Source organism: Roseibium sp. MB-4, assembly GCF_053005265.1.
This window is the reverse complement of the sequence record NZ_JBRKQB010000001.1, coordinates 653,710-675,272: the sequence shown is the minus strand read 5'-3', so window position 1 is coordinate 675,272 and position 21,563 is coordinate 653,710. Positions and strand designations below refer to the sequence as shown.

Genomic DNA, 21,563 nt, shown 5'->3' with positions numbered 1-21,563 from the left:
GGGAGCAGCTTATGTCTGACACAGCCCTCACCGCCCCGCGCAGCACAAATCCGTTTGCTGGTCTGATGTCCGGCACTCTCGGACCGGTCCTGGTGGTCGTTCTCGCGATCTTTGCAATCTGGTACGTCGCAGCTGTTGCCTTGAACACGCCGTTTCAGCAGGACATGTATGAGCGGGCCAATCAGACCGACGTGCCAATGAGCCAGTTGGTCACAGATACGTTGGCCCAGGAGCGCCCCGTTCTGCCGGCACCGCATCAGGTCATCGCTGAGATCTGGAACACAACGGTCGAAAAGAAGATCACGTCCAAGCGGTCCCTCATCTACCATTCCGGCATTACATTGTCGTCGACCCTTCTCGGGTTTCTGATCGGGACATTGCTCGGAATCCTGCTTGCTGTCGGGATCGTACACAGCCGCGTTCTCGACAAGTCTCTGATGCCATGGGTGATTTCTTCGCAAACCATTCCGATCCTCGCCATCGCGCCGATGATCATTGTGGTTTTGAATGCGGTCGGCATCTCCGGATTGCTGCCGAAGGCGATGATTTCGACCTATCTGTCCTTCTTTCCGGTCACCGTCGGAATGGTGAAAGGCCTGCGCTCTCCGGAAGTCATTCATATGGATCTGATGCACACCTATTCTGCAACGCGTCTTCAAGCGTTTTGGAAACTGCGCTTGCCTTACGCGGTTCCCTACCTCTTCACATCCATGAAGATCGGCATGGCGGCGTCTCTGGTGGGCGCGATCGTTGGGGAATTACCGACTGGAGCCGTCGCCGGACTTGGCGCACGCCTTCTCGCGGGCTCGTACTATGGTCAAACCATCCAGATCTGGTCCGCGCTTTTGATGGCCGCCTTCCTGGCCGGAAGCCTGGTGGCCCTGATCGGCGCCCTTGAAAAACTCACCTTGAAGCGCATGGGGATGGCGAGATGAGTGCACAAACGGTCTCAAAACGCCGGTTCGACATGCCGGCACTACTCGCCTGGTTTGTCGTCGCCATGGTTCTTGTCGGGCTTTTCAGCACCGCCTTCAAACCGGATATCGGCATTCTGGAGGCACCACAACTTGCCTTGAGCCTCGTGCTTCTGGCGATCCTTGGCGTTCGTTATGAGCTTGGCTTCATGCGCAACTGGATTGGCGACTTAGCATTGGGCATTGTCGCGGCCCTCGCTGCTTCGCTTTTAATCAGCGCGGCGGGCCGCCACGAAGGGGACGCCGCACTCGGGTTCTGGGCGCTGACAGCTGCAACCTGGGCGGCCTTTTGGTTGTTCGTGGAACGTTTGGCGATCTGGAAAAGCCGGTCGCTGCTCACCACCCGAATTGTGAACCTGGCCATCCCGGCGATCTTTGGCATCACGCTCTTGATCCTTTGGGAGCTGATCGTAACCGGCGCAGGTGTTCCCAAGGTCTTGCTGCCAGCGCCGTCCGAGATCTGGCTGCGGATGACGACGTCTGTCCCCACCCTTTGGGCCGACTTCCAGCAGACCTTCTTGAAGGCAGTGCTCGTCGGTTACGCGCTTGGATGCGGAGCAGGTTTCCTGATCGCGATCCTGGTCGACCGGGTACCCTTCCTCCGCCGGGGGCTTTTGCCAATCGGCAATCTGGTTTCCGCGCTGCCAATCATCGGTGTCGCCCCGATTATGGTGATGTGGTTCGGCTTCGATTGGCCATCCAAGGCGGCCGTCGTGATCATCATGACCTTCTTCCCGATGCTGGTGAATACGGTCTCTGGTCTCGCCGCATCTGATTCCATGCAACGGGATCTGATGCGGACCTACGCCTCCAACTACTGGCAGACCTTGTTCAAGCTGCGTTTGCCCATGGCCATGCCGTTCATTTTCAATGCGCTCAAGATCAACTCCACGCTCGCTCTGATCGGGGCTATCGTGGCGGAATTCTTCGGCACCCCGATAGTCGGCATGGGCTTCCGGATTTCCACAGAAGTCGGGCGAATGAATGTCGATATGGTCTGGGCAGAAATTGCTGTCGCAGCGTTGGCCGGCTCTTTGTTTTATGGCCTGGTTGCGCTTCTGGAGCGCGCGGTAACCTTCTGGCATCCCTCAATCCGCGGGTAACGCGTCCGGAGGGTGACCTTTAGGACTGGTCTGATCGGAAACGCGCCCTATGGTTTGGAGGACTTCAAATTGAAGCCCTTCATCCCACCCGCATTTCCAAGAGCCATTCGCCAATGCCAGAAGGCCATACGATCCATCGTGCCGCCAGTGACCACCGGAAAATCCTTAAAAATCGCTATTTAGCCATTTCTTCACCGCAAGGGCGGTTCGAAGATGGTGCCGCCTGGCTCAACGGACGCCTTTGCAAAGATGTCGAAGCCTATGGCAAACACCTGATCTACAGCTTTGAACGGGAAACCTTTCTTCACGTCCATCTCGGACTGTTCGGCCGTATCCGAAAAAGGAAACTCCCTGAGCCCGAACCGCGGGGCGCGGTCCGTATCCGGATGATTGGCGACACACATCTCATCGATATCAACGGACCAACGGCGTGTGAGATCCTCGATCCGGATGATCTGGCCAAGCTGACATCGCGGATTGGCCCCGACATTCTTCGCGCAGATGCAGATCCTGAGCGGGTCTACTCCCGGATCTCCAAGAGCCGGTCACCCATCGGCAAGCTCCTGATGAACCAATCCGTTGTGGCCGGTATCGGCAACATCTACCGCAGTGAAATTTTGTGGCGCCAAGGCATTCATCCTGACCGGCCTGGAAAAGACCTCTCAAAAGATGACTTTGAGCGCCTCTGGGCCGATGCCGTACATTTGCTCGAGATCGGCGTCAAACGCAACGCGATCATCACTGTCGATGAGGCTGCCCCCGGTCGGGGCCGGTATCGCGAGCGGGTCAATATCTTCGGGAAACGGAGTTGCCCCACCTGTGCGGGTGATATCACGCAGGTCGAAATCGACACACGCAAGGCATACTTCTGCGCAGCATGTCAGGCGGATTGAAACTCACCTTGGAACCTGCCAAGAGTGGCATCTTCGAGCGCAACAACTATCTGCCAAGGCCTCCAATGAAACCCAGCCGAGACATCTCCCGCCTTATCGAAATCATGGCTGCCCTGCGCACGCCCGGAACCGGGTGCCCCTGGGATCTGGAACAGAACTTCGCGACGATTGCGCCCTACACTCTGGAAGAAGCGTATGAGGTCGCCGACGCGATCGCGAAAGACGACATGCTGGAGCTGCGCGAAGAACTTGGCGACCTCCTCTTGCAGGTGGTCTACCACGCGCGGATGGCGGAGGAAAAGGATCAGTTTTCGTTTCCCGATGTGGTGGAGGGCATCACCAAAAAGATGATCCGTCGGCATCCGCATGTCTTTGGCGATGAAACCGGTGAAAAACCCGAACTCGTCAAGGGAATCTGGGAGCGGATCAAATCGGAAGAACGGGCTGAAAAACGTGCTGAACGGGAAGCCCTGGGGCTTGCCGAGCCGAACAAAGGATTTCTCGACGACGTGCCAACGGCCTTCCCTGCCCTTCAAGAGGCGGACAAGCTCCAGCGCCGGGCATCCAAGGTCGGTTTCGACTGGAACGATGCCCGGCTGGTTCTGGACAAGATCCGGGAAGAGACCCATGAGCTGGACGAGGAACTCTCCAAATCTGATCCTGACAAGGACCGGATCACAGACGAGTTGGGGGACACGCTCTTTGCCCTGGCAAACCTCGCCCGGCACCTCGATATCGACCCGGAAGAAGCCCTGCGCCGGACCAACCGGAAATTCCGCCGAAGGTTTGCAGCAATCGAGGGCGTTGCAGAGGCAAATGGAACCACACTGGAAGCGATGAGCCTCGAAGACATGGAAACGGCGTGGCAAGCTGCAAAGAAACAGGATCCAACTGCAACCTGATCCTGTTTTGAGCCTCGCAAAAACTGACCATACGTTTTTTGCCAAGGTTTACTTGGGGTCAGAATCTCTCAAACTTCTGAAAAACACGTTCGGAAGCACCAGACTTTCATGGCCCTCCTCAAAGCTTTTGCGCTGTTTGCAATGGCGACCCTCGCAGCTGCGTATTCAGCGCATGCTGAGACGTGGCGCATTTCAGCATTGGATTGGCCGCCCTATTCAAGCCCGCAGGAAAAGGATGGTGGCAGCGCTGTTGCCGTTCTCCGCGCATCTTTAGCCGAGATCGGTGTGACCCTCGAAATCGATTACATGTCGTTCCCCCGTGCCAAGGCGCTTGCAAAAAGCGGCCAGTACATCGGCTATTTTCCGGCCTGGCCAGAAGAAATCATCGAAGGTTTCAAAGCCTCCCGGCCCATCATGATGTCTCAGGTTGGAGTTGTTCACCGTCAGGACACCAGTGTGTCTTGGCGCAACACGCACGATCTCTTTGAAAATTACCCGGTCGGGTATGTGCGGAGCTTTGTCTATCCGATCGAAATTCAAGAAGAGGTCGAACACCACGCCACCACGGCGACCGGCGTGGACACTGAACAAGATCTTGTTCGTATGCTTGCAGCCGGTCGGATAGAGGTCGCCGTGACCGATCCATCAGTCATGCTCCGCATCAGCGAAAAAATGGGTATCACCGGGCTGGTTGCCAACAAATACATTTTGTTTCGCAAACCGTTGGTGCTGGCCTTTTCCGGTGAAAGGGATAACGTCTCGCGAAGAGTGCGCCTCAATACTGTTTTGCCGCAATTCAGCCGGAACCAGCTTACCTGTTGCGCCTATCACCCCCCGGCCAAACAGAACTAGACACTGAGTGTTTACCCAATTGAATTGGCGCTAGTCCTCCACGAACCAACGCCAATTCCTAGCCTTTGATCATCAACTTGCCACGGGCGACGGTATCGCTCCTGGTTCAGGCGCCAGTTGAGGTCTGCGCTGTGGCCAGGCGGGTTGCATTCCGGCTGGTGCCCCGATGGTTTTCGGACCGATCTGATGAGCGTCATCTGATGGGGGGCGCTGCTGGATGGTGCGTTTGGGTCCGAGGCCGAAGACCTGCCGCCATGTCCGTATGGGATTGCGGAAATCAAAGACCTCCGTGTGGATCGGCAGTTGACCTCCGGCTGCGCGATAGGACCGGCATGCGATTGTCAGCAGTGGATCCGGACCGCACGCAAAGAGCTCGGATGATTGCCAACCAGGCGGCAAATGGGCATCGAAGGTCTCCATGTTGAAGCGGCCGCCTTCCGCATCGCCGAGAAAGTGCACCACCAGTTGAGGCAACCGTTTGGCCATTGCCGCCAGATAATTGAGATCGACCGCATGGTTCATGGATCTGTAGATATAAAACAGGTCAATGCGCGGCCCGTGGTCAGGGGACATTGCGCCAAGCGCTGCCAGAAACGGGGTAATCCCTGCTCCGCCCGCAACCCAAATCTGCCTGTAGATCCGTTTCTGATCGGTTTGTGGGGCAAAGTCACCCGCAATCCTGTTCAACAGCACTTCGTCGCCAACCTTGAGCTGCGTCTGCAGCTTCTTTGTATAATCTCCACGGTCGAAGATAACGAAACGCATGCCGTTCTGACTTGGCGCCGATGCAATTGTGAACGGGTGCGGTTCCCGAAGGCCCCGTTTGGTGCAGGAGAGGCTCGCGTGCTGGCCCGGACACCATGCGACCGGCCCCCGGCCATCTCGCGGTTCAAGCCGGATATCGATGCTGTCATGGTTGTGCTTCAAAGCACTTACCTGCATTCGGCGAGGCCGGTGCAAATGGTGCGCGATGACACGCGCCATCGCAGCAATGCCAACCACAGACAAGACCGCCAGCACCCACCAATGCACACTGAAATCTTCGACAGGGATAGCCGATAGGAAGACGTGAGCGACCGTGACGAGATAAATCGGGCCCATTGCATAATGGGTCCAGCGCCAGACATGATAGGGAATCGCCGGGATGAGCCCGTACAACACCAGGATCATGAGATAAATCCCCGCAAATGTCCCGGCGCGGGTGCCAAACTCTTCCCAGCCGGGCACAATGCCTTCTCCGCGCGGTTCCGCCAGGATCCAATGAGCAAGGGTCATAATCCATGCCCAATGGGCAAAGATCCTGTGCACTTGGTAAGATCGCCCGGGACCACCCAGAAGTCCGTCAACGATCCTTATCCGAGCGGCCAGCACCATACACACTGTCATGGCCACAAATGTACCAACTCCAAAGGTAGCTGGTATCAGGTTTTCAGCTGGAACACCGCTGAGAAGTGCGCTGTAAACGACAGCAATAAGAAGTAGAAATCCGACATGCGGATAGATAAGTCGCATCAGTTGCTCCCACCATGAATAGCATTGTTATGCCTGTCTAAGCTTCAGGTGGTTTCCCCGAATTCCCGTGCCGCATGTCTGAGTGCGTTGAACCGCTCTCAAATATGCCCCCAACTCGAAAAAACAGAGTGCCGGCGATCCGTTTTGGACCAGTTTTATTGTTCTAAGACTGATAGTTAGCGAAATGGCCGGAATTTCGGCGGCACTGAGACCGGAAACAGGAAATACGGCGGCAGGAACGCAAACACCTGCCATCAAACCAGGACGTGTACCGTCCCGGTCATTTAAAAAATGAACCCGTCAATTCGAAAGGTTGGCGCTGTTCCGGTATCAGAAGCCCGAAGGGCGTGTATCGGTCCGTTATTCAGATGGAACAAACGCAAACTTGCCGAAGAGATCCCGGAACGGTCCACGTTGCTTGTCCGAGACCCGGACTTCCGCGGTCACATATTCCTCGCCGTCGGAACGCTCGAGGACCTCAGCCATCTGGTAAAGCTTTGCAATCAAAGCGCCTTCAGCGACTGGTATGCGGACCGACAGGATATCGTCGTGCCGCGCCATGAAACTGTCAACGCGGGCACTCAGATGATCAATGCCCTCACCGGTCACAGCAGACAGGGCGACGGGACCCTCACCTTGTTCTTCTAAAAGGAGTTTCGCCCGGTAGTCCTTGTCGAGGAGATCGATCTTGTTCCAGACCTCAATGATCGGTGCGCCAGTCAGCGCATCGACACCAAGTTCTTCCAAGGTCTTTTGAACGTCTTCGGCCTGCGCGTCCGTGTCAGGGTGTGAAATATCACGCACATGGAGGATCAAATCCGCTTCCAATACCTCTTCAAGGGTCGCGCGGAAAGCGGCCACCAGATGCGTTGGCAGATCCGAAATGAAGCCAACCGTATCTGACAGGATAATCTCGCGTCCGTGCGGCAACGTGATTTTGCGCAGCGTTGGGTCCAGCGTTGCAAAGAGAAGATCCTTGGCAAACACTTCGGACTCAGTCAGACGATTGAAAAGTGTGGACTTTCCGGCATTCGTATAGCCGACCAGGGCGACAACCGGTTGCGGGATCTTCTTCCGTTTCTTTCGGTGCAGTTCCCGGGTTCGGCGCACGCTTTCAAGCTGCTTCTGCAGCGCAATGATCCGTTCTTGGATCTGACGGCGGTCGGCCTCGATTTGGGTTTCCCCTGGGCCGCCCATGAACCCGGCGCCGCCCCTTTGCCGTTCAAGGTGCGTCCAGGACCGGACCAACCGGCTTTTCTGCCAGGTCAGATGCGCCAGATCGACTTGCAGCTTGCCTTCTTTGGTCCGTGCGCGGTCACCGAAGATCTCCAGAATCAAACCCGTCCTGTCGATCACCTTGGTCTTCAGGCGGCGTTCCAGGTTTCTCTGCTGAACTGGAGACAACGGGTGGTCAATAACGACCAGATCCAGATCCTCACTGGCAACAATGCCGGCAAGTTCCGCAACCTTACCTTCGCCGAACAGCGTCGCAGGCTTGGGATTGTTTATCCGCACCACGCCTGAATGGACGATATTCAAGTTGATGGCCGCGCTGAGGCCAATCGCTTCGTCAAGCCGGGCTTCCGGGCTCCGGTTGGATCTGAGGTCTGCCTGGGAGTTTTCAGAACGCAGCTGGATGACCGGTTCTAGGATCATCGCACGAAAGCGCTGGGGCAGACGATCTACCCCAGTGTCTTTTTGTCTAAGAGATTTCTGACCCGGTTCTTCTGAACCATTGGATTTCGAAAAGTCGTCTTCGCGAGACTTCGGTTTCAATCAGCTTGCCTTTTCCGCGTTTTCCTCAGCCTGGTCGAACAATTGAACAGGTCCGTTTGGCATAATTGTGGAAATGGCATGTTTGTAAACCAGCTGCGAATGACCGTCGCGGCGCAGCAGAACGCAGAAATTGTCGAACCACGTCACAACTCCCTGCAGCTTGACCCCGTTGATCAAGAAAATTGTGAGCGGTGTTTTTTGTTTGCGAACGTGATTGAGGAATGTGTCTTGTAGGTTTTGTGCGCGCTCAGCCATGTGTTCTTTTATCCTATTTGGTCCGAATGCGGCCAGGCACCCGGTTTTCTCCTGGCTGACTGTTCCAAGCACAAATCCTCTCAGATTATGGTGTACCCAGCCTGCCCGCTTTTTTATTGCCCATCTATCAGTGGGTCATCTGCCCTGACCCTCAAGTATCCCCAGCCCAGCATCATAGAGGGCTACGATTCACACCACCTTCAAATCAGTAGCAGTATGGAACAGTTCGCGCAATCGGGTTGCAACCGATCCGGGATGCCCATTCCCGATTACCTTGTCATCAATTCGTACAACAGGCATTGCGATATTTGTCGCAGCGGTAACAAACGCTTCCTTGGCATCATAGGCCTCTTCGAGGCTGAAAGGCCGTTCTTCGAAAGACAACCCTTCGCGCTCAACGAGGTCCAAAATCGCTGTGCGTGTGATCCCACGCAAGATACCGCTCTCCGCCGGCCGCGTGATCAGCTTGCCATCTTTTGTGACAATCCAGGCATTGGTTGAGCCGCCTTCGGTCACATTGCCGTCCGCGTCCACATACCAGGCCTCTTTGCCACCCTTTTCCTTCGCGCTCTGTTTGGCGAGAACATTCGGCAGCAGGGCAACAGTCTTGATATCCACCCGCGGCCAACGGTTTTCCGGGTAACTGAATACCGCAATCCCGGCCTCGGCTTGCGCGTTCACCGCAGCCGGGTTGGAAAAGCGTGCCGTCACAACAATTGAAGGCGCGACATTTGCCGGCGGGAAAAAATGGTCACGTTTTGAAACGCCGCGTGTCACCTGGATGTACACAAGCCCGTTGCGCACCTTGTTCCGGCGCACCACCTGGCGCAGCACAAATTCGACTGCCGGCCGGCTCATAGGCCAATCAATAGACAACTCGCTCAAGGACCGACCGAGACGGTCCAGATGGCGCGGCATGTCAACGATCTGGTTGTTCCAAACCTCGCAAACCTCATAGACGCCATCTGCAAACTGGTAACCGCGATCCTCAATATGGACTGCAGCTTCCGAATGCTGGACATATTGACCATTCACATAGGCAATACGGCTCATGAATTCTCCTGATCCCGGCAGGTTCTTTTTGAACCAATTGGTATTGCTACTGTTTTGACCGTTTGGTCAGACAAATGCAAGATCAGAAAAACGTCATACTGACTTAAAAGAAATCAAGACTGACGCGGAACATCTGCTCGACCTGCCGGACCCTGCTGGCAACTGCAAAGATTACGATCCTGTCTTTCGCCTGGATTTGCAGATCTCCATTCGGCGTCAGAACCTCGCCATCCCGGAACACCGCTCCGATCCGGATCCCGGACGGCAAGTCGATCATGCGCAACGGCCGCCCGACCAATGGCGACGTGTCGAGCGCTTCTGCCTCAACAATTTCGGCAGCGCCGTTTTGCAATGTGTGGACACCCCGGATCCGGCCGCGGCGCACATGTTGGAGGATCTTGGAAATCGTGACGGCGCGTGGATTGATGAAGGCATCAATTCCAAGCGCGTTGGTGAACGCCGGATAACTCGGGTTGTTCAAGAGCGACAAGGACCGCTTACAGCCAAGTTTTTTGGCCATAACGGACGACAGAATATTGACCTCATCTTCATTCGTGAGAGCAACCATCGTGTCCGCATCACCGGCATCGGCTTCGTTCAAAATTGTCAGATCCAACGCGCTGCCATGCAAAATAACCGACCTTTTGAGATCATCCGCAACTGAAATGGCACGTTCACGGGATGCTTCGATCAGCTTGATCTTTGTACCGGCCTGACGCTGTTCCAAGGCCTTCGCAACATAAAGACCGATATTGCCACCGCCTGCGATCACAACCTTGCCGGCTTCCGGCTCTTCATGCCCGAAAATGCTGAGTGTGCGGCGCACCTGATCCCGTTTAGCTACGACATATGCAAGATCGCCTGTGTAGATGGAATCGCTGCTTTTCGGCACAAACAGTTTGTTGTTCCGGTAAAGACCGACGACAACAGCTCCGAGATCCGGGAACAGTTCTGTCAGCTGATGAAGCGGCGTATCGACGACCGGGCAGTCGTCTTCACACATGATCCCGACCACAACGACATTGTCATCGGCAAACCGGACGGTTTCCACGGCACCAGGAAGGGCCAAGCGCCGAAGCACCATTTCACCGACTTCGATTTCAGGTGAAATGATCACGTCAATCGGCATGTTTTCGCGGGAAAACAGATTGCGCCAACGGCCCTGAAGATAGGATTGCGCGCGGATACGCGCGACCTTTGTCGGCACATTGAAGAGGGAATGGGCCACCTGACACGCGACCATGTTCACCTCGTCATACAAGGTCACGGCAACGATCATATCGGCTTCTTCCGCTCCGGCCTGGGCCAGAACATCCGGATGGGCACCGTGTCCGACAAAACCGCGAACATCCAGCTGATCGCCAATCGCATCGATCAGTTTGGGCGAGGAATCAATAACGGAAACATCGTTCTGTTCCGCAGCTAGCCGTTCGGCGATCCCGTAGCCGACCTGTCCGGCGCCACAAATCACGATTTTCATGGAAACCCCTTCCCGGCTCTTGCTATTTGGCTCTCACAGGCACGCTGGCGCGTTAGGTCATTCCCAAGGTCTTCAGCTTGCGGTGCAGCGCTGACCGTTCCATACCGACAAATTCCGCCGTGCGCGAGATGTTGCCGTCAAATCTCTTGATTTGCGCCTGAAGATATTCGCGTTCAAAGATTTCCCGCGCTTCGCGTAAAGGAACAGACATCAGGTGTTCCCCCGTACCGGAAGACGGAAGGCTCGGAAGCGTTTCGCCGATTTCGGCCGGGAGAAGGTCCGCGGTAATGGTGCTGTCCGGCTCGCCCCGACTCAGGATCAGCAGACGCTCGACATTGTTCCGCAGCTGGCGGACGTTTCCGGGCCAATCGTGTGTTTGAAGGACTGCCATGGCATCGTCGCCAATCGGGCGCAGCGGAATACCTGATGCGGCTGAAATTTGCTCCATGAAATGGCGGACAAGCACCGGGATGTCTTCCCGGCGCTCGGCGAGCCCCGGCACGCGGAGAGGCACCACGCTCAGGCGGTGATAGAGATCTTGCCGGAACAAGCCCGTCGCAATGTGTTCTTCCAGATTCTTTGATGTCGACGACAGGATACGGATGTCGACCTGAACCTTGCCGGTTCCGCCAACACGCGAAAAACTCTGCTCCACTAACACTCTGAGGATCTTGCCCTGGGTTTCCGCCGGCATGTCGGCAACTTCGTCGAGGTACAGCGTCCCGCCATGGGCCTCTTCCAAAGCACCAATTTTGCGCAGGTTGCCGCTTTCATCCTCGATCCCGAAAAGCTCCTCTTCCATTCGGGACGGTGTGATGGTGGCCGCGTTCAAGACAACAAACGGACTTTTCGCACGCGGTGAAAGATCATGGATCATCCGCGCTGCACGTTCTTTGCCGGACCCCGATGGCCCGGAAATCAGAATTCGGCTGTTCGTTCCTGCAATTTTTTCGATAGTTTGGCGGAGACCGTTGGCAGCTGAAGAATCGCCAACAATGTCGCTGGTCTCCCCGCTTCTTTGGCGCAAGTCGCGCACTTCGCGGCGAAGACTGGAGGCTTCCAAGGCCCTTTCAACAATATGTACCAACCGATCAGCCTTGAATGGCTTTTCGATGTAGTCGTAGGCTCCACGTTTAATTGCGGAAACAGCCGTTTCGATGTTGCCGTGACCGGAAATGATCACAACGGGCATATCCGGATCGGTTTCCTTGAACTGATCCAAAAGCGCCAGGCCGTCCAGCCGGCTTCCCATCAACCAGATATCCAGAATGACTAGCGAAGGCTTTCGCTCTTTCACGGCGGCAATCGCGCTGTCTGAGTCATGCGCCGTGCGGGTGCCGTATCCATCATCGTCCAGAATACCGGCAATCATCTCACGGATATCGGTTTCGTCGTCTACAACCAGAATGTCATGCGCCATGGGCAGTCACTGCTTCTTCTTCGGTTTGGTCTGTTTCAAGGGCTTCAGACGGCTTCATGGAGAGCGTCAACCGGACAAGCGTTCCGGTGTCGCCTGGATTGGCCTTCGGCGCATCAAGCAATTCAATGCCCCCTCCATGGTCTTCAAGAATCTTGCGCACGATGGCAAGTCCCAGTCCTGTCCCCTTCTCACGTGTCGTCATGTACGGCTCCAAGAGCCGCGATCGATTTTCTTCCGGCAGGCCGATGCCGTTGTCGACCACATCAACAATTACCCGCTGCGGATCGTCTTCTGGATCACATTTGACGTGAACGGAGACCGATCCCTTGGGCAAATCGTCACCCGTCCGGGCCGCAACGGCTTCTGTGGCGTTCTTGATAACATTTGTGAAGGCCTGTCCGACCAGCCGCTCGTCATACGTCGCCAAAACAGGGCTCTCAGGCAAGTCGGCGGTTACGGATATGTCCGGGTTCGCCACGGACTGCATGAAGGCAGCATTTCGAACAGATTCCCGCAAATCGCTCGTGGTTTTTTTCGGTTTGCGCATACGCGCAAAGGAGGAGAATTCATCGACCATCTGCCCGATGTCGCCGACCTGGCGCACGATTGTATCAATGCACTGGTCAAAGACTTCGCGGTCCGCTTCGATCCGTTTGCCATAACGCCGCCGGATCCGCTCGGCAGACAACTGGATCGGTGTCAAAGGATTCTTGATCTCATGCGCAATCCGGCGGGCAACATCCGCCCAGGCCGAGTTGCGTTGCGCGGACACAAGGTCGGTAATGTCGTCCAGCGTCACAACAAAGCCGTGTTCCCGGCGGGTTGATTGCTCGCTCGTCGTGCGCACATTGATTGTCCGCAGTCGTCCCCCGCGCGTGATTTCAATCTGGGTTTCTGGCATCTTGTCGCCTTGCAAGGCCAGAACATCTGAAAGGTAGTCCGTCAACTCCGGCAAGACGTCCGGTAACGGCTTGTTCAGGATACGAATTTCTTCAACTTGCAGGAGCTCTTCGGCGGACCGGTTGACCAGGATGATCGATCCCTCATCGTCCACCCCGATAACGCCGGTCGAAACCCCAGAGAGGACAGCTTCGTTGAAGCGTCGCCTCCGATCTATCTGCTCGTTTGCCGCAAGAAGCGCATCCCTTTGACCGACCAACTGACCGGTCATTTTGTTGAAGCTCTGCCCGAGATTGGCTAGGTCGCCGCCGGCTTTTTCTGTTGGGACGGTGACAGACAGGTTACCGCTCGCCACTTCATCTGCAGCTGAAATGAGACTACGGATCGGTGAGACCAGCTGATTTGCGAACCCGAAGCCGATCCATATCGCGGAAAGCAGCAGAACCAGAGCAACACCAAGATAGACCAGCGCAAAGGCGACCTGTACGCCGAACCGGCTGTTTTCCATTTGCTGGTATTGAAGTGCGCCGCTTTCGGCAAGGCCCATGTACTCCACGACACGCGGATCAAGACGGCGTACCGCATAAAGAACAAAGCCATCGTAGGCGGAGAGGTTCATCACGCCGCCGACAAGGTTCGAAATCCCCGGCGCGATTAGAATTGGGTCACCGGATTGTGCCTTGAAAATGCTATCTGCCGGCGGCAGTGGGATATCGGCGTTGGGATCCAGAACAACCCTAGTCACCACGTCGCCTTCGCGGTTGATGATGTAGGCCGCCAGAATGCCGCGCAAGGAGACCTGAGTTCGGAAGAACTGATCAAACCGGGTCGGTTCGAAATCATAAACTGGCTTGGCCCGGTCCAGATCGGTCCGCATTGCGATGAGATCGCCCCGCAGAACCCTTGCGTGCTCCTGCAAATAGGCCTGCGCCACCGTCAAGGCGTTGTCGATGATGGTGCGTGTTCGGTCCTCGAACCAACGGTCGAGCCCGCGATCAAGCGTCACCGCCGCCAGAATGGCCATAAGGATCGCTGGAACGGCTGCAACGACACTGAACAACGCCACCACTCGTACGTGAAGACGGGCGGCCGCCCGGCCACGGCGGCGGGCCTGAAGCAGTTTGATGATTTCATAGCCGATGAGCGCCAACAGGATTACGGCCCAAAGGCCGTTGATCGCCATGGCCGTGACGATGACGTCGCGTGTCGGGTCGAGAGACGTCAGACCCATCAGGATGAAAAATGTGACCCCGATGGAAATGAGCGCCAGGATCATGACTGCAAGACCGGCGCGCCGCCAGAACTTACTGGCGCTGCCGGATTGCGCTACGGGATGTTGCGCGGATTCCAGTATCATTCGGCCCCTGGTATTTGCCTGCAAAAATTCGGCGCAGAATAACACGATCTGCGAATGCGGCAGACTTACCACACAATGTTGCGAAATTGCGACAAGGCAAAATCGTCCACTGACAAATTCAAGTGAAAAGTGGCGCTGAATTTTGTTCCAGCGTCACCGTGTGGAGCGCATAACCTGAATGTCCAAATCCCGAATTTTCTTGCGCAAAGTGTTGCGGTTCACGCCCAAAAGCTCTGCCGCCTTGATCTGGTTTCCTCGCGTTGCCGCAAGCGCCGCGCTGATCAAAGGGTACTCCACCTCCCGTAAAATGCGATGGTAGAGACCAGGGGGTGGCAGCGCGTCGCCGAACGTTTCGAAATATCCGGACAAGTACTTTTCAACGGAACCGCCAAGATCAACGGTTTCGGAAGTTTCATCTTCAAGCGGATTCGTGGACGGTTGGCTCAGTTCATGATCGAGCATTGCCTCGCCGATGATATCCTGCGGATAGAGCGCCGCCAACCTGCGAACGAGGTTTTCCAGTTCCCGCACGTTGCCCGGCCAACGGTACCGGCGCATCAGGTTCATCGCGCTCTGATCGACCTGCTTGGCCGGAAGACCTTCCTTTTCCGCCATGGAAAAGAAGTGCCGCACAAGGTCCGGAATGTCCTCAACCCGTTCGCGCAGCGGTGGGAGCCGGATCGGTACAACGTTCAGCCGGAAATACAGATCTTCGCGGAATAGTCCCTGATTGATGAGATGCCGTAAATCCTTGTTGGTGGCCGCAACGATACGGACATCGGTTTTGATCGGGGTTCGACCACCGACAGTGGTGTATTCGCCTTGCTGCAGGACGCGGAGAAGTCGGGTCTGCGCCTCCATGGGCATATCACCGATCTCATCCAGGAAAAGCGTTCCGCCATCTGCCTGCTCGAACCGGCCAGAGCTCCTGTTCTGTGCGCCCGTGAATGCGCCTTTCTCATGCCCGAACAACTCGGCCTCGATCAGATCCCGCGGGATGGCCGCCATGTTTATCGCGACAAAAGGGCCGTTGCGCCGTTTGCCATAGTCATGCAGCGCGCGCGCCACCAACTCCTTGCCCGTTCCAGATTCGCCATTGATCATGACTGTCAAATCAGTCTGCATCAGACGAGCCAGAACGCGGTAAATCTCCTGCATTGCCGGCGAACGGCCGACAAGCGGCATTCCCTCACCGCTTTCCTCAAGGTCGGCCACAGGACGTTTCTTTGGCTCTTCCAGCGCACGCTGGACGATGCCGGTCAGTTCTTTCAGGTCAAACGGTTTGGGCAGATATTCATAGGCGCCCTTTTCCGATGCCTTGATTGCGGTCATGAACGTGTTTTGCGCGCTCATAACCAAAACAGGCAGTTCCGGGCGCATCTTCTTGATGCGCGGCAGGACATCAAAGATGTTCTCATCCGGCATCACCACATCGGTGATCACCAGATCTCCGTCGCCGGCTGAAACCCAGCGCCAGAGCGTGGACGCATTCGATGTCAAACGCACCGTATATCCAGCCCGCGACAGGGCCTGGTTAAGCACGGTGCGGATGGCGGCATCATCATCGGCAACCAAAATCGTGCCAGTCGGCATGGTCAGTCAGCCCTTATACTGCTCCGGCCCCAGGCCCGGAATCGGTGGTTGAATACGCTGGCATCAAAATCCGGAAGACGGTTTTTCCGCGCTGGCTGTCACATTCGATGACACCGCCATGATCGCCGATGATCTTGGCAACGAGCGCGAGACCCAGTCCGGAACCGTTTGTTTTTGTTGTGATAAATGGCTCAAACAGATGCGGCAGCAAATCTTCAGGAACGCCCGGACCATTGTCCTGGACGCAAAACTCGAGCGGCAGGCTGACCTTGTCTTCCGTGCCAGGTACGGACAGGCGGACACCGGGCCGGAATGCAGTCGAAATCCGGATTTCGCCATCCGGATCGTCGCCAATCGCCTCACTGGCATTCTTGATCAGATTCAGGAACACCTGGATCAACTGATCCTTGTTGGCATAGACCGGCGGCAACGACGGATCATAATTCTCAATAATCCTGTTGTCCCGTGCAAAGCCGCTGTCGGACAATCGCTTCACATGATCCAGGACCACATGGATGTTGACGGGGTCGCGCTCGATCGGCCGCTCGTCGGAAAACACTTCCATCCGGTCGACCAGTTTCACGATCCGGTCGGTTTCATCCGTGATCAACCGGGTCAAAGCCCGGTCTTCATCGGGAGCTGATTGTTCAAGCAACTGGGCGGCACCCCGAATCCCGGACAACGGGTTCTTGATCTCATGCGCAAGCATGGCGGCCAAGCCTGTGACCGTGCGCGCTGCGCCACGCGACGTTAGTTGACGGTCGATTTTTTCCGCCATGGTGCGCTCTTGAAACATCAGCACCACAGCACCGGGCCGGTTCGCGACTGGCGCTGCATTGATGTCGACAATCTTCGGCGCGCCGATGCGCGGTGACCCGATATCGACCTTGTACTCGTTGACAGCGGCACCGCGCTCACGAACCTGATCAATCAAAGTCAGCAGCGGACTTCCGAACGGGATGAACTCATTGATTGGATGCCGGCGCAGCACGGAGATGCTGGACCGCATGAAAAACTCTGCCGCCATATTGGCCGATTCAATTACCCCATCTGGGGCAACAAGCAGGACCGGATGCGGGAGTGCATCGAGGATGGTTGGACCATCGCTGGCCAAGGCTTCGGTGCGTCCCTTTGGAGTATCTCGATCCGTCACGCTGCCGTCCGTGTATTGCAGGAAGAAAACCAATCGGACGCAATCCGGACAACCTCATCCGGCTGGTTCGATGTCATCATTGTCTTTTTGAGTGCACCTGGCATGTCCAATCCGCCCTGTTCAATAGACGTATCGAGGTACCAGCCGAGGTGTTTTCGTGCGATACGCACGCCTGGCAAAACGCCGTAAAGGTCCAGAATTGCCTCGTAATGCTCAATCACCAGATCGCCAAGCGCATTGCCTTGGGGTGCTGACAGGATTTCGCCCGTTTCCAGATAGTGTCCAACGAGGCCCGGCAGCCACGGCCGGCCATATGCCCCGCGCCCGATCATGACCGCATCGGCACCAGATGCCGCCAACATCGCGTCAGCGCTTTCAATACCCGTGCAATCCCCATTGGCGATGAGCGGTACCGATATTTCAGATTTGACGGCCGAAATCGCGTCCCAATCTGCCGTGCCTTTATAAAACTGACAGCGTGTCCGGCCATGCACCGTGATCAGTTGCACACCAGCAGCTTCCGCCCGGCGCGCAAGCTCAGGTGCATTGATCGAGGTGTCGTCCCAACCAAGCCGCATCTTGAGCGTTACCGGAACATCAACGGCTTCAACTGTTGCTTCAATCAAGGTCAAGGCATGATCGAGATCGCGCATCAAGGCCGAACCGGAGTAACCGGAGGTCACCTTTTTCGCGGGACAGCCCATATTGATATCGATGATATCGGCGCCCAGACCTGCGATAACTCTGGCTGCTTCGCCCATCCAACGCGCTTCCCGGCCGGCCAGTTGAACGACATGCAGCCCCCCATCCTGCGCTTCCGCGCGCATCTGGGTTTCCGCATCACCTTTGACGAAGGATTCGCTGGCAACCATTTCGCTGACCACCATGCCGGCGCCGAACCGGGCCGCTAGACGACGGAACGGCAAATCGCTCACGCCAGACATCGGCGCTAGGACTGCGCGATTTTTCAGGGAGTGGGGGCCGATCTTGATAGACTTCATGCCAGGTCGCGACGCGCTTTCACAAATGCTCATTGTCTGTGCATTTCTCATTCTGCCTATATACTAGACATTTCACAGATGGCAACAAGGGATAAATTGCGGTCAGGCCATTGATTTGGTTAAAGACGATCTCGTGACGAGGCAACTGCCCTTTGGAGATCCATCACCATGCCGAAAACCGCCGCTCTTGTTGTCGCCGCCGGACGCGGCAGCCGAATGGCGCAAGACGGCAGCACCACTCCGAAGCAGTACCGGCAAATCGCCGACGCTTCGATCCTCTCCCATACATTGAAAGCACTCGGGAATCATCCCGCAATCTCAACTATTCTTACGGTGATCCACGCAGACGACGGCGACGCGTATATCAATGCCCTGGAGTCCTTGCCTCAGAAAGTATCCTCAAAGCTCTTGTCGGCGGTGGTTGGCGGAAAAACACGGCAGAAGTCTGTCTTGAACGGTTTGAAAGCCTTGGAAAAAGCCGACCCGGATTTTGTCCTTATACATGATGCAGCTCGCCCCTTCCTGAGCACCGACGTATTGGACGGCGTCATCGAAGCATTAGAAGAAGGTCAAGACGGCGTTCTTCCCGCTGTTCCCGTCGTTGACACTTTAAAACGCCAGCCACAAGGCGCTGACAGGTTGGAAACCATCGACCGCAGCAATCTTCATGCGGCACAAACGCCGCAGGGTTTCCCCTTCGCCAAGATCCTTTCTGCGCATCGGGCCGCGGCAGCTGCTGGTCTCGATGACTTTACCGATGATACCAGTCTTGCAGAATGGGCTGGCCTTGAGATCGCACTGAGCAATGGCGATCCGGCGAACTTCAAGATAACAACGCCGGCCGACCTCAGCCGGGCACAAACTCTAGCAAAGACGTGGACCATGACTGCCTCAACCCATCAAAAACCGTCTCTGGCAAGCCTTCAAGATGTCCGGACCGGCATCGGATATGATGTGCACGCATTTGAGGCCGGAACAGAGGTAGTTCTTGGCGGCGTGGCTATACCTCATACCCAATCCTTAAAAGGCCACTCGGATGCGGACGTGGTTCTGCATGCGATTACAGACGCCACCCTTGGAGCGATTGGCGACGGTGATATTGGTCAGCATTTTCCGCCCAGCGACCCAAAGTGGAAAGGCGCTGACTCGGACCAGTTTCAGATCGACGCGGTCCGACGTGTCAAAGACCTTGGCGGCCGGATCGCCCATATAGACGTCACCATCGTCTGCGAGGCTCCAAAGATCGGACCGCATCGCGAAACAATCCGGGAATCCATCGCTACTATCTGCGACATTCCGAGCTCTCGGGTATCCGTAAAGGCGACGACATCGGAAAAACTCGGGTTTACTGGCCGGAAAGAGGGAATCGCAACGCTCGCCAGCGTTACGGTCCGCTTGCCACTGAACGAAGATGAGTGAGATCCAGATGTCAGGCAAAAATCCTGCAAGCCTCTCTGACCTAGGCACCCTCGCAGCGTCCGTACTAGACGCCATGAAGGCCCAGAACATGATGGTGGCGACAGCAGAATCGTGCACCGGCGGGCTTATTGCCGGGAGCTTGACCGATATTGCGGGCTCATCAGCCGTCGTGGATCGCGGGTTTGTGACCTATTCCAACGAAGCCAAAACGGACATGCTCGGTGTACCGGCACAACTGATTGCGAAGGTCGGCGCTGTTAGCAAAGACGTCGCCATAGCCATGGCCGAAGGTGCGCTCGCCAAGTCCAAAGCCGACATCGCAGTGTCCGTCACAGGAATTGCCGGACCGGGTGGAGGCAGCGACGAAAAACCAGTCGGAACCGTTCATATTGCTGTTGCGGTGAAGAACAAACCGACGCGGCATTTGCATTGCTGGTTCGCCGACAATGGCAGGACCTCGATCCGACTAGAAACGGTCCAGACCGCCCTCACCGCTCTGCTAGACGCTCTGGACTAGCTGCTCAGTCGAATTTTTTTGACCTCGCAAAGAGTAGCTGTTCAATAGCTGTCGAAAGCACATGACCCAGCGTCCTGCTGGCGTGATTAGGGCCAATTGCGCAATGCAAATAAAACACCTATAAAACCGTCCGCCGCTTGGTAACCGGTGGTTTACACTGGCCAAGAAAGGCGTTTTACGACCAGGCCCGGCAAATGTAGGTTGCAGTCGTTGCAAACAAAACATTCGTGCCATGACGCTCAGAAACGCCCTTCTCGCGGCGATCACATTGTTGGTTCCAGTCAGTGCTCAGGCAGGTGGAATTCCCCAGCCTGGCGACTTCTATTTTATATCCCGGGATCAACAAGGCACGTTCGTTGGAAGCCACAAACTCTACCTGGAGTATTCCAGCGGTTTGAAACAAGTCAGCTACTGCAATCGCGACTACTATGTGCGCAGCCACTCCGTTGCGTGGACACAGTTTGAGACCGAACTCGGCCGGACAGTACAGATCGAATACAATTTCGGCCGTGGATGGCGCCCGATCTGTCAGCGCCCGCAGGATCAGGTTGCCCTTGCTGATCTTGGCATCGACATGCAACCGAGAGAATTCCTGCAGCAATCACAAAGTGACGACAAACCTGTCAGCCGCTTGAGCGCGATCAGCGGCATCTTTAACAAGAGCAAGGCTGACAGCCGATATAAAAGCTACCATACGCGCTGATTTACATTCTGACCGCAGCGCATGCCGCAGAGTTTATTTCATTAAAACTTTAGACAATTTCGAACCCCTTCAGAAATTTGTTCTTGAAGGATTTCGGTTATTCAAGACGTTGAGCAGCTTTGCTTTCGCGAAATGAGTTCGCGAATAAGGACCGGATATGATGATCCAGAAGACAGTAATGGCCGCCGCGCTGGCACTCGCGTGCACCGTACCGACCCAGACCTCCGCTGACCAACTTGAACCGGGTGATACCTACATCATCTCCCGGGACGGTCATCGCATCTTCCGCGGGTCCCATCAAATCTACAACCGCATGGCCGAAGGTCTGGTTGAGGTGACCTATTGCCAAAGATCCTATTGGGTGAGGTACGCAACTGTTGCCTGGACCCAGCTTGAAGTTGACCGCGGATATGAGCTGCGCGTCGAGTACAATCGCGGCAAAGGCTGGCGGCCGATTTGTGCCAATCCGGAGGAACAAGTCACCCTTGCTGATCTTGGGATCAATGAAGATCCACGCCTGATCATTCAGGAAGACGGTCCGCTGGTGAACCCGATCAGCCGCTTCGCTGCAATTAGCAAATCATTCGGCTCTGGCGACAAGGCAAAAGGCTCTTACCACGCCACTGAATAGGCTCGAAATCCATTGGTAAGGCTCGCGCAAGACAATTGCAGTAAAAAAGGATCGTGACTTAAAGACGAG

General features: G+C 56.0%; 19 protein-coding genes. 9 read left to right on the top strand and 10 right to left on the bottom strand.

Translation table 11 applies throughout. The features are described from left to right. The first annotated feature begins 11 nt into the window (after positions 1 to 11). The 5 genes from ACVDG4_RS03295 to ACVDG4_RS03275 all read left to right on the top strand — a co-directional run bounded on the left by ACVDG4_RS03295 (position 12) and on the right by ACVDG4_RS03275 (position 4,724). Positions 12 to 935: an ABC transporter permease gene (locus ACVDG4_RS03295; RefSeq protein WP_409687635.1), complete on the top strand. Its 924-nt coding sequence runs from the start codon at positions 12 to 14 to the stop codon at positions 933 to 935. Further along, positions 932 to 2,077, top strand: a complete 1,146-nt coding sequence (locus ACVDG4_RS03290) for an ABC transporter permease (RefSeq protein WP_447234001.1) — start codon at positions 932 to 934, stop codon at positions 2,075 to 2,077. Before ACVDG4_RS03295 ends, ACVDG4_RS03290 begins: the two co-directional genes overlap by 4 nt. 113 nt (positions 2,078 to 2,190) lie before the next feature. Then, entirely contained in the window at positions 2,191 to 2,970 is a 780-nt protein-coding gene (locus tag ACVDG4_RS03285) for an Fpg/Nei family DNA glycosylase (protein ID WP_306148745.1), read from the top strand. A gap of 65 nt (positions 2,971 to 3,035) precedes the next feature. Next, positions 3,036 to 3,872 (top strand): nucleoside triphosphate pyrophosphohydrolase, encoded by an 837-nt coding sequence (gene mazG / locus ACVDG4_RS03280; protein ID WP_447234000.1) that lies wholly within the window; start codon positions 3,036 to 3,038, stop codon positions 3,870 to 3,872. A 108-nt stretch (positions 3,873 to 3,980) separates the two neighbouring features. Next, the gene (locus ACVDG4_RS03275; protein ID WP_447233999.1) at positions 3,981 to 4,724 is read left to right on the top strand and encodes a substrate-binding periplasmic protein; all 744 of its coding nucleotides are present in this window, start codon (positions 3,981 to 3,983) and stop codon (positions 4,722 to 4,724) included. A gap of 72 nt (positions 4,725 to 4,796) precedes the next feature. Here ACVDG4_RS03275 and ACVDG4_RS03270 read toward each other — a convergent pair whose 3' ends face one another. From ACVDG4_RS03270 to dusB, 10 genes are all read right to left on the bottom strand, one after another. Further along, on the bottom strand, positions 4,797 to 6,236 hold the full coding sequence (locus ACVDG4_RS03270; protein ID WP_447233998.1) for a ferredoxin reductase family protein: 1,440 nt from the start codon (positions 6,234 to 6,236) through the stop codon (positions 4,797 to 4,799). Between the two features lie 360 nt (positions 6,237 to 6,596). Beyond that, positions 6,597 to 7,892, bottom strand: coding sequence for a GTPase HflX (gene hflX, locus ACVDG4_RS03265; protein WP_447235078.1), 1,296 nt, complete (start codon positions 7,890 to 7,892; stop codon positions 6,597 to 6,599). Positions 7,893 to 8,012: 120 nt separating this feature from the next. Next, positions 8,013 to 8,267 (bottom strand): RNA chaperone Hfq, encoded by a 255-nt coding sequence (gene hfq / locus ACVDG4_RS03260; protein ID WP_006934516.1) that lies wholly within the window; start codon positions 8,265 to 8,267, stop codon positions 8,013 to 8,015. Positions 8,268 to 8,456: 189 nt separating this feature from the next. Further along, positions 8,457 to 9,320 (bottom strand): D-amino-acid transaminase, encoded by an 864-nt coding sequence (locus tag ACVDG4_RS03255; RefSeq protein ID WP_447233997.1) that lies wholly within the window; start codon positions 9,318 to 9,320, stop codon positions 8,457 to 8,459. A gap of 103 nt (positions 9,321 to 9,423) precedes the next feature. Continuing rightward, entirely contained in the window at positions 9,424 to 10,800 is a 1,377-nt protein-coding gene (gene trkA / locus ACVDG4_RS03250; RefSeq protein WP_133947349.1) for a Trk system potassium transporter TrkA, read from the bottom strand. A 52-nt stretch (positions 10,801 to 10,852) separates the two neighbouring features. After that, positions 10,853 to 12,220: a nitrogen assimilation response regulator NtrX gene (gene ntrX, locus ACVDG4_RS03245; protein ID WP_209175564.1), complete on the bottom strand. Its 1,368-nt coding sequence runs from the start codon at positions 12,218 to 12,220 to the stop codon at positions 10,853 to 10,855. Beyond that, on the bottom strand, positions 12,210 to 14,477 hold the full coding sequence (locus tag ACVDG4_RS03240; protein WP_447233996.1) for a sensor histidine kinase NtrY-like: 2,268 nt from the start codon (positions 14,475 to 14,477) through the stop codon (positions 12,210 to 12,212). The genes ntrX and ACVDG4_RS03240 overlap by 11 nt, the downstream gene beginning before the upstream one ends. Positions 14,478 to 14,630: 153 nt before the next feature. Beyond that, a complete protein-coding gene (gene ntrC / locus ACVDG4_RS03235; RefSeq protein ID WP_447233995.1) occupies positions 14,631 to 16,070 on the bottom strand; it encodes a nitrogen regulation protein NR(I) in 1,440 nt (479 codons plus the stop codon). Between the two features lie 13 nt (positions 16,071 to 16,083). Further along, entirely contained in the window at positions 16,084 to 17,223 is a 1,140-nt protein-coding gene (locus ACVDG4_RS03230) for a two-component system sensor histidine kinase NtrB (RefSeq protein ID WP_133947341.1), read from the bottom strand. After that, positions 17,220 to 18,224, bottom strand: a complete 1,005-nt coding sequence (dusB, locus tag ACVDG4_RS03225; protein WP_447233994.1) for a tRNA dihydrouridine synthase DusB — start codon at positions 18,222 to 18,224, stop codon at positions 17,220 to 17,222. Before dusB ends, ACVDG4_RS03230 begins: the two co-directional genes overlap by 4 nt. Before the next feature lie 168 nt (positions 18,225 to 18,392). On the opposite strand from dusB, the gene ACVDG4_RS03220 reads away from it, so the two are divergent. The 4 genes from ACVDG4_RS03220 (at position 18,393) to ACVDG4_RS03205 (ending at position 21,494) form a co-directional block, all read left to right on the top strand. After that, on the top strand, positions 18,393 to 19,643 hold the full coding sequence (locus ACVDG4_RS03220) for a bifunctional 2-C-methyl-D-erythritol 4-phosphate cytidylyltransferase/2-C-methyl-D-erythritol 2,4-cyclodiphosphate synthase (protein ID WP_447233993.1): 1,251 nt from the start codon (positions 18,393 to 18,395) through the stop codon (positions 19,641 to 19,643). A gap of 7 nt (positions 19,644 to 19,650) precedes the next feature. Beyond that, entirely contained in the window at positions 19,651 to 20,160 is a 510-nt protein-coding gene (locus tag ACVDG4_RS03215) for a CinA family protein (RefSeq protein ID WP_447233992.1), read from the top strand. A gap of 232 nt (positions 20,161 to 20,392) precedes the next feature. Next, the gene (locus tag ACVDG4_RS03210; protein ID WP_447233991.1) at positions 20,393 to 20,863 is read left to right on the top strand and encodes a hypothetical protein; all 471 of its coding nucleotides are present in this window, start codon (positions 20,393 to 20,395) and stop codon (positions 20,861 to 20,863) included. A gap of 157 nt (positions 20,864 to 21,020) precedes the next feature. Continuing rightward, positions 21,021 to 21,494 (top strand): hypothetical protein, encoded by a 474-nt coding sequence (locus ACVDG4_RS03205; RefSeq protein WP_447233990.1) that lies wholly within the window; start codon positions 21,021 to 21,023, stop codon positions 21,492 to 21,494. Positions 21,495 to 21,563: the final 69 nt, after the last annotated feature.